Here is a 14,080-nt window from a genome sequence, read left to right as displayed (position 1 = left end):
AGAGGCAAAAGATATGGGAATGCTCGGTCATAAAATACCCGCTTATATTTATGAGAAGTCGAACATCGTTCGCCTGGTTCTGCTGACAGCACTTTTCGCTTTGGTGTTTATCAATATTTATAAGCCGTTCAGCTCATCCAATTGGTATCCGGTTTCGGAATTTAAGTTTTTTGTGTTCTCCAGCCTGATAATCCTTACCGGCGTATTGGTAGTGGTGATCAGCCGGATCGTTATGTATTATTGGGGTAGGAAGCATGATATATCGGTCGGAGGATATTCGTTATGGATTATTCTGGAGATATTTTTTATGTCTCTGTTTTATACGATCTATACATTGGTGTTAAATCCGGAACGTGAATATTTAAGTGTATTCAAAGAATCGGCGATCAATACAAGTCTGGTTCTATTATTACCTTATTCGGCTTTGCATCTTTATTTTTCTTATCAGGAGAAAGAGCGGCAATTGAGGTTGTTGGAGGAGGACAGGGCAGAAGCTGCGAACAAATTGTCTGTCTTCTCTTTTTATGATGAGAAACATGAGTTGCGTTTATCAGTGAAGCGGACGAATCTTTTATATATAGAATCTGCAGATAATTATGTCTGTATCTGGTATCTGAATAAAGGTGTGTTGACGAAGTTCATGCTTCGCAATTCGTTGAAGGCGATCGAAGAGAGTCTGGCAGAAACGAATGTCTTGCGTTGTCATCGTTCTTACATGGTCAATTTCGACCAGGTAAAAGTGATCCGTCGTGAAAAAGACGGCGTTTATCTTGAATTGGGTGTGGAAATGGTCCCGGATATCCCGATCTCGAAGACATATAGCGAGAAAGTTACGCATTGGTTTATGACCTATTCCTCATGATCCTATTTTGTGCGAATAAGAACGTTGTTCGTGCGGAACCACACAGTTTTAATAGAGAGTGATATCTGTAATATTCAGTTATTCAGATTGTTATGTCGGTGGCATAACTTTTGTTGTATGAAAACAAAAGATATTGTATTATGATAAAGCACTATTTAAAGATTGCTATCCGGCAAATACTTAAAAACAAAGTTCAATATTTGCTTTCCATCATTGGCATTGCGATCGGACTACTATGTTTCAGTATGACTTCTTATTATATAAGGAGAAGCAATAATCAGTTTATCGGTTGGAGCAATAGCGACAGGATAGCGAACATGTATGTGAAATCGGCAAAAAATAACTACGACGACCCCTATATTCCCGGGAAAGAATTACAGCTATTGATGAGCAATCCGGTAGCCGGAATGGAGAAAATAGCCTATTCATACGGTTACGGAAGGGCTAATATTACTATTTGTAAAGCTGCTCAGCAGGAAGAGCCTTTCCAGTGTAGTTTTCAGAATATCACGAAAGATTTTCCTTTTATTTTCGGTATGCAAACCCTTGAAGGGTTAACTCCTGTTTTGAAACCGGGGGAAGTCTGGGTTAGTGAATCATCTGCCCGGAAGATGTTCGGAAAGGAAGATCCTATTGGCAAAACGCTTTATTTCAGTCGGGCAGATACCGATACTTCTGCTATACAGTATTCCACAATAAGTGCCGTAATTTGTGACCTGCCGGATGGTGCACGGGAAAAGAGCGATCTTTATTTTCCTGAAACAGCTATGATTAACCCGGAACGGAAATACTTGAATGTGGTTGCATTGCTTAATAAAGATGTGCCAAGTGCCGTTGTGAATCAACGATTAAAAAAGCAAATAGCAGCATTTGGTAATGAAAATGAGAACTATTTGAGTGTTATGACCTTTAAGGAAGAATTATATAAACCAGATAATTTAGGGGCAATTCTTTTCATTCCATTGATTGGGGCTTTGGTATTGATAGCAGCCATGATTAATTTTCTTAAATTCTGTATCCAGTCGTTTTACAACCGAACGCGGGAGCTGAGTTTACGAAAATGTCTGGGCTCTGATTCGGTGGGATTGTTTTATCTTCTTTTCAGTGAGATTGCCATTCTTTTTATTGCGTCGGCATTTGTTAGTTTTGTCATGGTTGAATGGCTTATTCCTGTTTATTACCAATATATTGCTAATAAAGCGGTTTTAAACGAAAGTGAGATTATTGATCTTTCTGTTCTTATCCGGCAAGAATTAGAATACTTGTGTATCTTATTTGTTATCTGTTTGCTGATAGCGGCCTGGGCTATTTTCCGTATCAAACGTCTTTCCCTGTCTGAAGGGGTGAAAGGAGGGAAATCCCAAAAGCACGGTGTACGTAATTTTATGTTAGGGGTGCAATTGTTCATCTGTTTTCTCTTTATGGCTGGTGCAATTGGATTAGGACATGTATATCGGCTTGTAAATGAAAAGAGAAATAATACGCTGACCGAAGAGGAATGTTCCCGTATTTGGAAAATGGAACTTTGGGAACCTCAATTGCAGGGACATGGAGAGGAAATTGTTTCCCATATCCGTACACTTGCCGGTGTAGAGGATATTTTGTTGGATAATATTGGCCGGTATCCCGATTACAAGACTAAGAAAGATGAGAATATACACGGAATACAGTATTTTGTCAGTGACAACTATCCGGAATTTATGAACCTGAGGATAGAAGGAAGAATGCCGCAGGCTCCTACTGAAATAGTTGTATCGCGTTCGCTTATCTGGGAATTGGAGAAAGAAGGGGAGGAGAATCCTTCGTCTGTATTGTTGGGCGACCAGGTGTTTCAGATCACCGGCGTGTATGAACAATTACCTTTTGAACCGTTGTACAACAGGGAACAAATAGCAAAGGCACATCAATATCATCGTTTTACACTCCTGTCAATACCGGAAAAAACGGATTACAGGGTCGTTTATATAAAATGTACGTCCGGTCAGGAACAGAATATTCGAAAAGAAGTACTCCACATTGTTCGTAATTGGCTGCCGGAATCTATTCCTTTCGAGCTGACTACTAAACAGGAAGAGCGTTTCCGGTATAATGGGGGAGCGGAGTTGATGAGTGATCTGTTTACATTGTTGTCTGTGATTAGCTTGATCATAACTGTTTTGGGAATCTACTCAGCTATTACACTCGATACGCGTAGCCGTCAAAAAGAAGTAGCCATACGGAAGATCAATGGTGCCGGTCCGCGGGTGATCGCTCTTTTATTCGGAAAATTGTATATTCGCTTACTGCTGGTTGCGGCTATTCCCTCGCTGGCGATCGTCTATTTGTTTCTGCATTCTCTGATAAAATCGGAGATGATCATCTCTCCACAGTGGTTGAATTATCCTTTTATGTGGCTGGGTATTCTATTTCTTACTGCAGCAATTGTATTTATAACTGTCGCATATCGTATTTGGTTGATTTCACGGTTGAACCCGTCGGAAGTGATCAAGTCTGAATAAAATCACCTTTGAATTGGTATCGAAGTATAAATAATTACATTAGACTAATTTGATATTATGTATAATAAAGACCGGAGCTGGTATCACTACTAACTCCGGTCGAGTGTGTCTAGCAAGATTTTTGGTTAACGTGTTATGTTTTATAAATAGTTCTTATATATTAATCGTCAACGGCAAGTCCTGAATAGCGATATCCGGAAACTTTATACCTCATACCGGGTTCATCGTCGCTGAATGAGATATAATAGACAATACTGTCCGCCGGTGTTCCGTGAGGTGTCGTAGCAGCTCCTAATAAGATCTTACCGCCGTCAATCGTCACATCACATTCGTAGGCTTCATTGGGAGCAGTACCATTAGTCGCAAATGTCAACGCATTGACATCCGATTTAACCCGTACTTTATATTCCCAAAAGTGGCCTATATCGTCTACATACATTTCAGTGGGTGTATTTGCTGCCGTGTTATAGGTATTCATCAGGATATGCCCAATTCCGTTGAAATCTTCGGCAATGACATTACCTCCTTCATCTACCGCATCTACCGTCACTTTCCATTCACCGGCAAGTGCTTCGGTTGCTGTGTTGCCTATTTCGTCTTTTTCGCAACCTGCCAATACGAATACCAGCAGGGTAAATAGCCAAATAATATGTTTATTCATAATTTCTATCCGTTTATTTGTTCATTATTACATAGAATGTCATCGTTCCCGCATAGTCGATATACCAGGAAATCTGTCCTGTTTCCGGGTCATATTTCCCCTCTTTCATGCTGTCCATGGAGTCGCCCCAACCAGCAAGCAAACTACTGAGCGGTTCGATCGTATTGTCTGCATTCAGTTTGAAATAGCCTTTCATGGCATAAGCTGCACCGTAAGCGGCTCCTTGGTCATACCAACCTCCCAGAAAATCGGATACGGCAAATATGCCTGGTGCTACCAAAGTAACAGATACACTGAAATCTCCTTTGAATGGAGCTTGTTGACCATTCATATTTCGATAACTGACGCTTGAGTCTACCGTATAATCACCGGAAGCATCTGTTGTGACTTCCGGATCATAAACAACCACCGTGCGTTTAACCGAACTGGAGAATCCATCCGCATTCGTAGCTGAATAAGATACGGAATATAGACCGATTTGATCCGCTTTCACATCACTATTGACAGTTACCGAAGCGGTCACGTCTTCTTCTCCCTCCATGGCAACAACACCGGGATCAGAGAATGTACTGCCCACCGGTACCAGCATGGGATCATCACCATTCAGTTCAAAGTTCACATAATAGGTCACTTTAGTCAGACCTTCTGTCGTTTTCTCGCAGCCCCATAAACCGAAAAGACCGCAAAAAAGCAATAAACTATAAATTACTTTTTTCATAATTCTCTCTTTTAAATTAAATTATTTACCCCAGAACACCGGTGACGTATATCCCGGGAATGCCGGTGTGTTCTCATTACGGGAAGAAGAACTTTCTGCATACGGATAACGTTCCAGCAATTTATTTGCACCCACTTCGCCAAATACCTGAATCGGCGTGTACAACGTACCGGGAATATATTTGGATGTATTGTATGATTCCTGATCGCCTTCGGTATAAAAGTCGCTACCTTTGGCTGTACCGAATGTGGGGTAATCCAAACGACGCATCTCACACCAGGCTTCGAACGGGTTGACACCGGAAAGAGCGACCCATTTTGCGATACCGATACTCTTTTTATAATTGGAAGCATCGAACGGATAACGGGCTACATAGTCGGCAGCTCCACTTACGTTAGCAGAAGCAAAAGAAGCCTCGATGGCGGCCGCATAATGAGTGGCGGCATCGGCTGCAGATCCATAACGTGCATAATATTCAGCCTTGAAGAATTCAACTTCTGATACGGTGATCAGGTAAACCGGCATATCGAATGTGGCCACCGGACGGCACCAATCCTGCAATTTACTGGTAGACTTCGGATAGTTGGTTCCTGAAATACCGCCGATATATTCATTGCTTTTGTTTTTTTGAAAGAAAGCAGCCAAACGAGGATCTTCATATTCGATAGCGCCTTCGCTGTTCTTTACTTGCATCGTACCGATGATCGCCAGGTTGGCAGCGATATTGGTTTGCGTAGATCCCCAGGTCGTAGCAAATTCTTCCGAATAGAACGGGTTCATCTGCCCTGGTTCGTTCTTCCAACATCCTTTATAAGAAACGTCGGTGGTTGGGAAGTTGTTTTCTGCCAATAAAGCAGCCACTTCTGATTGTACGTCTTTCACACCGGATATACGCATCAGCATCCTCAACTTCAATGCATTGGCGAACTTGATCCATTTGTCGGCCGTTGAAGACGGGAAAAGGAAGTTGGTGCATACAATATTCGATGCCGAAACCTTTTCCAGTGCCTCATTGATTTCTGCAATCACTCCTTCATAAACCACCTGTCCTTCATCATATTTAGGAGTCGGAAAGTTTTCTAAATCCAGTGCTTCTGTATAAGGCACTTCGCCATAACAATCAACCAAAGCCTCGTAAACAAACGCGCGCAAAACCGTTCCAGCCAGATAGGTTCCCCAGTCTTCCTGCTCTGCGGACTTGGTTAGTAATGTCTTCAGGTTCTGTAATGCTTTTTGATTGAATTGCGTATAGGTTCCGCTACTGCGGGTAGCCGACATATTGAACTTTGAATAGTCCAAATAGTTGCTTGTTCCGAATAAGTGCGCGTACTGCTGGGCGTGGAAACCTCCGGCGATGCGCAAAAAATTACCATAGCTTGAAGCCGTGTTCATTTCGATGGCAGGCATTAACATGGAAGTCTCAATGTTCTCCTCGGCTGGCGAATTGGGATCCGTGTTGATATCCAAATAGCTGTTGCAAGAAGTGAAGCTTACACCCAAAAGCAGTGCAGATGCCAATAATATCTTTTTCATATTTTATTTTCTCCTCGTTTTAGAATTTAACACTCAGGTTGCATCCGAATATACGGCAAGACGGGTTGGTATACAGTTCACCGAATTGTGTTGCCAGGTCACCATAAGAAGACTGTGATACGGTTGTTGATTCCGGATCTACGTAGCGGTTATCTGATGCGGTCCAGGTAAATACATTATTACAAAATGCCGTAATGGCCAAATTGCTCAATGACATCTTGCGTACCCACTGTCTCGGAACATTCCAGGTCAGGCTGATGTTACGCAATTTAACGAATGAACGATCGAGCAGATAAGCTTCTCCGCCATCTCCATATCCGTAATCATTGAAATAGGTTTGATAGCTGCCGTTGCCCAGATAAATCGGGGTGGTGTTTTCGGTATAATTGCCATCGCCATTATCAACGACTGAATTGGGGATAATGAACGGACGGCGGTCGTTGTAAGTTGTAACTACACCGTTACCTGTAAATTGCATCAGGTTCTTCGTACGTGAGAACATATAACCACCGCTACGAATATCCAAAGCTGCGCTCAATGTGAAATCTTTATAGGTAAAAGCTGTATTGATTCCGCCTGTCCAGTCGTGATTCATGTTTTTGCCGGTATCTTCGACCGTTGTTCCTAAAATAGGATAACCGTTTGAGTCTACAATCGGCTTTCCGTCTGCCGTTTTCTTCGGTAAGTAAGTATAGAACTGTCCCATTGGCTTACCTTCTTCGGCATACATATAAATCGCATCGTTACCGGCAGAGAAGTCATAGATGGATACTTTTCCGCCTTCCAGGCTTTCTGGTAATGAAAGTACCTTGTTGTTGTTTTTAGAGAAGTTGAAACTCAAATCCCAACGAAAATCTTTAATCTGTATCGGAGTGGTGTTGATAACTAATTCGATACCTTTGTTGCTGACTTCACCGAAGTTGGTTACCATATAGCTGAAACCTGTTGACGGATCAGTCGGAAGAGTAAAGATCTGGTCTTTCGTTTTACGGTTGTAATAGGCTGCATCGATCCCGAAACGTCCGTTGAAGAATTGTAAGTTCATGCCGACTTCAAATTCTGATGTCATTTCCGGACGCAATGTGTTGCTGCCTTTTGTATTAGAAGCTATAAAGGCATTCACTCCGTTCATCGGGAACTTGGATATGTCAAGGCCATAATAACCATTTGCCGTACCTTGTATATAAGTCAGACCTGTCTGGTAAGGATCTGCATCGTTACCGGTCTTACCATATGCCAAACGAGCCTTTCCGAAAGTAAGAATTTCATTTTCCGGGATTAGGCGGGTAAAGATCCAACTCAATGTGGCACCCGGATAGAAGAAACTGTTGTTGTCGATAGGCAATGTAGACGACCAGTCGTTACGTGCGGTCAGGTTCAGGTAAATCATATCGTCCCAACCAAGGGTTACATCTCCGAAGAGACCAACCAAACGGCGTTTATTCTGACTTTCCGACAATGTTGTTTTCGTAGAACCGTTACTCAGATCCCAGAATCCGGAATAGAACGACAAGTCATCGGTCTGGCCGGTCGTGCGCGTATATCCGCGTTCGTTCATGTTTACACCGGCATTTACGCTCACATCCAGCTTGTTATCCAGGAAGCGTTTAGAATAATTAGCCAGGAAATCGTGATTCAATTCGTAATGACGGCCATAGCGGGTATATACATGTCCACTTTGGTTCATGTTGGAAGGAGCATATCCATAGTCTTCGTCAATCAGCGCGTCGTCCAGCTTAATTTGCGGAGCACCTACCTTACGGTCATAGTCCGTATAGTCGAAGCCCATACGATAGGACAGTTTCAACTCTTTGATCGGAGTGACATCCACCTGCACTTTACCGTAAATTTGCTTCGAAGCCGTATGGTTGTAATTGTTTTCCAATGACCAGTAGGGGTTGGTGATGCCGTAAGGAGTAAAGTAAGCTTCCGGCGTATTGAACGGTGAACTGGTATCTTTCATGTCCACGATAGAGATGTCGCGAGGTAACTCAAACACGCCGTCGATTACGGATGTACCTTGGAAACTGCCGACTGCATCTGTCTGGCTGCGTGCAAAATTAAGGGAAGAAGACACTTTCAACCAGTCTGTCGCTTCATAGCCGCCACGGAAAGCTACCGTATTACGTTCGTATGTATCATAATCTTTCGGCATGATACCATCATCTTTCGTAAAAGAATAAGACAGATAATAATCCATCTTGGTGTCGGAAGAAACACCGCTCAAGGAAATTGTATGGTTCTGCGACCAACCCGGATCAAAGAAATCCTTTACATTATTTTCTTTTGCACTGTATTCATGAATCAATTGCTGATTATTCCAAATCGGGCCATACACCTGCATTGATCCGTCCAAGCGAGGACCCCAGGAACCATTCTCAATATATGTCTGTGCACCGTTCCATCCCTGTCCGAACGAGTTCTGCATTTCCGGCAGGAAAGAGACCATACGAGCCTGTACATTGCCGCTGTAGCTGATCGAGAAATTCCGTCCGTCGCCTTTCTTTCCTGATTTCGTGGTAATCACGATCACACCGTTAGCGGCACGGCTACCATACAGGGCGGTTGCAGCAGCACCTTTTAATACAGTCATCGAAGCGATATCTTCAGAAGCCACACTTGAAATACCTCCGGTTGCTACGTTCTTGCCATCACCGGAAACCATATTATTCTGTAAAGGTACACCGTCAACTACATAAAGTGGTTGATTACTTCCGTTGATAGAACTGAAACCACGGATTACAATGTTACTAACCGAACCTGGGTCGGAAGAGGTGGAGCTTACCGATAATCCGGCTACCTTACCGGAAAGGGCATCGGCTACATTGGTCGTACGTGAGCTGATAATTTCATCAGCCTTAACGGTCGTTGCTGAATATCCCAGGGTCTTTTCGGAGCGGGTAATCCCCATTGCCGTAACGACAACTTCCTCCAAATTCTGGGTGTCTGACTGCAGGAGCACTTTAATAACTGGCTTTACAGCTACTTCCTGCGTGTTCATACCGACATACGAAATTTGTAAAATTTTTCCCTCGGGTGGTACATCCAAAGAGAAACGACCTTCGGCATCCGTTACTGTACCAATCATTGTCCCTTTAACAAGAACTGATGCTCCAATAATCGGTAGACCGTCATCTGCGGCGGTAACAGTACCTGTCACCTTCACATTTTGAGCCACTACTGTACACATGCAGATCACAAGGCACAGTAAAGTAAAAGTTAACTTTTTCATTTCACACACATTAAATTATATAATATAACTACAATTTTCACTAAGGTTAAATAAGGTATATCTGAGTCCTTGGAGAACTATGTCTGTTGGTCATAAGGAAGGTTTAATGATCTTGTTCTAAATAGTAGGAATTGTGCCCTTACTTTGAAATTTAGTTTGTTGAGTATCATGCTCTTTGCAGGTGGGGCAAAGGGGAAATTTGTTATAACATGCGGGCTTGATGTTAATTATCATTTAAAAGGTGTGAAGAAGTAGCTTTCATTGGTTCGTTTTCGGTGACTCTCACTACTTAATATTTAGTATTGTTGGAATTTTTATGTAAAAAAAAGTTGTAGTTGTAATATTTTTATATAACTTGCCGACGTTTTCTAATAACTCAAAAAAAAACGACAACAAGCACCAATAAGTTTATCGTCCTAAGTCTAAGATATTTTTATAAAACAGTTTCTGTTATAACTATAAAGATAGTCCAAATGGACATAGTTCTCCAAGAACTAAGTAAGATTGTGTTTATCAAAGAAAAGCTGTCCTGAATAAAATGTCATTGTGGTATATATAAGAAAAGAGTGTCGAAACGTATATGTCCGACACTCTTTTTTATTTGAATCGTATTGATTTTGTAATACCGGTTTTATTCAGTAATTACTGAAAATTCTCCAATCCCAGCTTGCGGCTGGTTATCGACAATCCGTGTTGCTACGAACCGTATCTTATCTCCTTTTACGGCCGGGAAACGGATTTCCTGCTCTATCGGATTATGTTTGATATTAGAGAATTCGCCTTCAGCCACTTTCTTATTATTAACAAATAGTTGATAATTAGAAATATGTCCTCCTGCATCGCGTCCCTGATTGGGAACATACCGGAATCCGGATATCGGCATTTCGTTAGCCAGTTGTATTTCCACTTCCTGCTTTCCTTTCGGCAGATAGAAAGTGGTATATCCGTTACCGTCGAACATGACAATTGTTTTTTCATCCTTCGGGTAGACAACCGTGTAGTCGGAAGCCGGAATATCCAGCTCTTTTACAGATACCGGACTGGCCTTGTCAAATGTACGGTCGTATGAAATAGCCTTGATCGTGCCTTTTTGAGTAAAGGCGAACGGTTCGGTATAACGGGGAGAGTCCTTTGTTGGTTCCGAACCGTCGGTTGTATAGTGAATTTCTGAATTTTTATCTTCCACCCGGATGGTAACGATATTTTTCAGGTCACGACTGATTGCTGGTTCTGTCAACAGAGCCGGAGCAAGAAAAGCTTCTACATTATTAATACATAACGGGCCACGTGCATCCAGGAAGTTGATGCGTATTTTATCGGTATTGACAGTCTGGAAGCGGACAATACGTTTGTAGCCGACGGTAGTCGTTGAGTCGGCAGCTTCGACCGGTGTCCATTGTCCGTCTTTTTCCGTTTCGATGGTAAATGCTTTTACGCGCTGTCCCAGAGGTATATATTCCTGGATCATCAGACGATTTACATCCGTTGGTTTATCGAATGTAAAGGTTAGTGTTGCATTTGTGACGCCATCTTCTGTAGCCCAGTAAGAATCCCAATCCCCGTCATTGACTTTATTCGCTTTGAACTGGCCACCCCGGGAATTGCTGGCTTTTACGGAAGCATTCTCCAGTAAGTTGTTTTTAAGATCGTTTTGTATAGTCTGATACCATTCGACAGCGCGGATGGAATCTGTCGGACTGATCTTTCCATTCAGTGCGACAGGGAAATTCAACAGGAAGTTCGCATTATGTCCGACACTGCGGTAATACAGATCGACCAGATGTGACAATGATTTTACCTGGTGATCTTCGCGTGCATGGTAGAACCAACCCGGGCGGATAGATACGTCGCATTCGCCACCTAGCCATTGGTCGCCATCTTCCAGTCCCCATTGGCTCTGACGGTAATGTATACCGTCTTTCTTCGTAAACATACTCCATTGTGTATCACCGGCCCAGCCTTCTTCGTTTCCGATCCAGCGAATGGTAGGTTCGGTTCCTCCGAAGATCATGACCGATGGATTATATTTTTTGATTGTGTCGACAGCCTGTTCGTATTTATAATAAGTATTCGGGTCGATAGAACGGGTTTCATTTGCACCGCCATACCAACCGTTGCCACCGTTTGCGCCGTCAAACCAGTATTCGAATAACGGGCCATAGTTACATACCAGTTCATGTAATTGGGCATGGAACTTATCTACATACCCCGGTTGCCCATAGTTTTCGCTGTTACGATCCCAGGGGGAAAGATAGATACCGAATTTCAGTCCGTGTTTATGACAAGCATCGGACAGTTCCTTTACCATATCTCCTTTTCCGCCTTCCCAGGGAGAGTTTTTCACACTGTATTCTGTTGTAGCAGTCTGCCACAGACAAAAACCGTCATGGTGTTTGGCTGTGAGAATCACTCCTTTTAAGCCCGCAGCCTGGATCGTGCGGACCCATTGTTCGCAATCCAGATCAGTAGGATTGAAGGTCGAAGCAGGGGTATTTCCATATCCCCATTTAGATCGTTAAATGTGTTCAAACCAAAATGGACAAAGGCATAAGTTTCCATTTTGTGCCATTCTACCTGTTCCGGCGTGGGAATAGGATAAACCGGATCGGGAGCGTTTACCTCTTTGCAGGAGATCAAAGTTGTAAGCCCTAGTCCGAGGAGGAAAAGATAATTTGTGCTTTTCATCGTTCGTTTATGTTATTGTTTATGCTTCAAAGGTACGAAAAATATGCTTCGCAGGTGTTTTTTCTGTCTGTTTTGATATTTTTAGTTATTGTATAACAGGACAAAAGCTGTATGATAGGATACTTGGCGTATTTAGTACAATATTATTTACCTTATTGTATTAAATACATGTAAAATATATCTATCTGCTTAATAATGTGATGTATAAAATGTGTTTTAAGTTTGCTTTGTTGATAATGAATTCATATATTTGGGCGTCTAATAACTATATTATTTATAATAAATACCATGAAAAGAAGAGATTTCTTAACAAACACAGCACTGCTGGGTGCCGGAATACCATTAGGTATGTCGTCGGCTGTAATGACTTCATGTACGCAAGAAAAACAAGGTGCAGGTGCGGCTGCGAAGAATTATTCTCCGGAAGAATTGGGAATGTTCTCTTTCGTAGAAGTGGCTCCTGATGGAAAACCTTTAAAAGCTGCGTTGGTTGGTTGTGGCGACCGTGGTACCGGAGCGGCTACTCAGTTTCTTAAATCCGGACCGAATGTATCTATTATAGCGCTGGCCGATCTGTTCCCGGATAGAATGGCTACCTGCCGGAAAGTACTATCAGAACAGTTTAAAAATGAGGTTCCTGATGCCAACTGTTTCTTAGGATTTGATGCGTATAAAAAAGTCTTGGCAATGAATGATATAGATGTCGTTCTGCTGTGTACTCCTACGCATTTTCGTCCGGAACAGTTTAAAGCCGCCGTTGAAGCAGGCAAGCATATTTTTATGGAAAAACCTTGTGCTGTCGATCCTACAGGTATACGTACGGTGATTGCTGCAGCAAAGGTGGCTACTTCCAAAGGTTTGACTGTTGTTACGGGTAATCAGCGTCGGCATCGTAAGGACTATTGGGAGGCTTATGTTCAAGTGAAAAATGGATTGATAGGCGATGTCGTATCATCTTCAGCACATTGGGATCAGGGTGCCTGGTGGAATAAACGGAAACGTCCGGAATGGAGCGATATGGAATATTGTATTCGTAACTGGTTTAACATTAAATGGTTAAGTGGTGACCATCTGCTGGATCAGGCTATCCATAACATAGATGTTGTTACCTGGTTCATGGAAGATCGTCCTGTTCGTGCGGTAGGTTTTGGCGGCCGTGCGCAACGTTTGACGGGGGATATTTATGATTTCTTTAGTGTGGACTACTATTATAATAATAACAAACGCATGTTAGCAACTGCTCGTCAGATCGACGGTTGCGACGGAAATGTTTCCGAGCAGGTATATGGCACCAAGGGTGTTGCTTTGTTGAACGACAGAGGAGAGATCAAGCTTGTCGATTATAATGGAAATACGCTTTGGGAATATGATTATAAAAATAAGCCTGTGAAAAATCCGTATGACCAGGAACATGTTCACCTGGTTGAATCGATTCGTTTAGATAAAAAGATAAATCAGGCGGAAGCGTTGGCTTATTCAACGCAGATCGCAATTCTCGGACGTGAGGCTGCTTACACCGGAAAACCGATTTCCTGGGATGAGATTATGGCATCGACACTTTATTATGGGCCGGAAGAATATAAGATGGGGCCGTTACCTTTCTATAAAGAAGGGGAAGCTCCAAAGCCGGGTAAGGCTCCGGATGCTCCGGTAATGTAAATGGAACAAATGAATTTTTAATGATGAAACTCCAAATTCTTGAATACAGGGATTTGGAGTTTTTATTTTGATATTTCTGTAAAAGATGCCTGATGTCAATATGTTTATCTGTAAACTACTTTCAGTAAAGGTCAAAACTTCTGATTCAAAATCATTAAGACTTGTATCGAACTCAGCTTTGCTACAGTATAAAGTATTCGTTTGATATATATCAAACGCAAAGAACACATAT

At 42.3% G+C, this 14,080-nt stretch carries 7 protein-coding genes and 1 pseudogene; 3 read left to right on the top strand and 5 right to left on the bottom strand.

Going from position 1 to position 14,080, the window contains the following annotated elements:
• Window positions 1-19: 19 nt before the first annotated feature.
• Together DWW23_RS25755 and DWW23_RS25750 are read left to right on the top strand one after the other, a co-directional pair.
• Window positions 20-862, top strand: coding sequence for a LytTR family DNA-binding domain-containing protein (locus tag DWW23_RS25755; RefSeq protein WP_122357325.1), 843 nt, complete (start codon window positions 20-22; stop codon window positions 860-862).
• Window positions 863-1,002: 140 nt separating this feature from the next.
• Window positions 1,003-3,360 carry an ABC transporter permease gene (locus DWW23_RS25750; RefSeq protein WP_122357324.1) on the top strand — a complete coding sequence of 786 codons (2,358 nt, stop codon included), beginning with the start codon at window positions 1,003-1,005 and terminating at the stop codon, window positions 3,358-3,360.
• A gap of 160 nt (window positions 3,361-3,520) precedes the next feature.
• On the opposite strand, the gene DWW23_RS25745 is transcribed toward DWW23_RS25750, so the two are convergent.
• From DWW23_RS25745 to DWW23_RS25725, 5 genes and pseudogenes are all read right to left on the bottom strand, one after another.
• Window positions 3,521-4,021 carry a lipid-binding protein gene (locus DWW23_RS25745; protein ID WP_122357323.1) on the bottom strand — a complete coding sequence of 167 codons (501 nt, stop codon included), beginning with the start codon at window positions 4,019-4,021 and terminating at the stop codon, window positions 3,521-3,523.
• Between the two features lie 13 nt (window positions 4,022-4,034).
• Window positions 4,035-4,739, bottom strand: a complete 705-nt coding sequence (locus DWW23_RS25740; RefSeq protein ID WP_009860786.1) for a BT_2262 family domain-containing protein — start codon at window positions 4,737-4,739, stop codon at window positions 4,035-4,037.
• Between the two features lie 21 nt (window positions 4,740-4,760).
• Complete coding sequence (locus DWW23_RS25735) at window positions 4,761-6,272, bottom strand: SusD/RagB family nutrient-binding outer membrane lipoprotein (protein WP_122357322.1); 1,512 nt, start codon at window positions 6,270-6,272, stop codon at window positions 4,761-4,763.
• Between the two features lie 19 nt (window positions 6,273-6,291).
• Complete coding sequence (locus tag DWW23_RS25730) at window positions 6,292-9,504, bottom strand: SusC/RagA family TonB-linked outer membrane protein (protein WP_122357321.1); 3,213 nt, start codon at window positions 9,502-9,504, stop codon at window positions 6,292-6,294.
• Window positions 9,505-10,135: 631 nt separating this feature from the next.
• A pseudogene (locus tag DWW23_RS25725) lies at window positions 10,136-12,189 on the bottom strand (alpha-L-fucosidase).
• A gap of 288 nt (window positions 12,190-12,477) precedes the next feature.
• Between DWW23_RS25725 and DWW23_RS25720 the strand changes: the two are divergent.
• Complete coding sequence (locus tag DWW23_RS25720; protein ID WP_229801135.1) at window positions 12,478-13,848, top strand: Gfo/Idh/MocA family protein; 1,371 nt, start codon at window positions 12,478-12,480, stop codon at window positions 13,846-13,848.
• The last annotated feature ends 232 nt before the right edge of the window (window positions 13,849-14,080 follow it).

Source organism: Parabacteroides sp. AF14-59, from assembly GCF_003479515.1.
GTDB classification, from domain to species: domain Bacteria; phylum Bacteroidota; class Bacteroidia; order Bacteroidales; family Tannerellaceae; genus Parabacteroides; species Parabacteroides faecis.
Note: the sequence above shows the minus strand (reverse complement) of the source record. Positions and strands in the feature narration are given on the sequence as shown.

Bases quoted from the DNA above. Each gene is read 5' to 3' on its own strand.
- DWW23_RS25735 (WP_122357322.1), bottom strand. From the start codon at position 6,272: ATGAAAAAGATATTATTGGCATCTGCACTGCTTTTGGGTGTAAGCTTC.
- DWW23_RS25755 (WP_122357325.1), top strand. From the start codon at position 20: ATGCTCGGTCATAAAATACCCGCTTATATTTATGAGAAGTCGAACATC.
- DWW23_RS25740 (WP_009860786.1), bottom strand. From the start codon at position 4,739: ATGAAAAAAGTAATTTATAGTTTATTGCTTTTTTGCGGTCTTTTCGGT.
- DWW23_RS25745 (WP_122357323.1), bottom strand. From the start codon at position 4,021: ATGAATAAACATATTATTTGGCTATTTACCCTGCTGGTATTCGTATTG.
- DWW23_RS25730 (WP_122357321.1), bottom strand. From the start codon at position 9,504: ATGAAAAAGTTAACTTTTACTTTACTGTGCCTTGTGATCTGCATGTGT.
- DWW23_RS25750 (WP_122357324.1), top strand. From the start codon at position 1,003: ATGATAAAGCACTATTTAAAGATTGCTATCCGGCAAATACTTAAAAAC.
- DWW23_RS25720 (WP_229801135.1), top strand. From the start codon at position 12,478: ATGAAAAGAAGAGATTTCTTAACAAACACAGCACTGCTGGGTGCCGGA.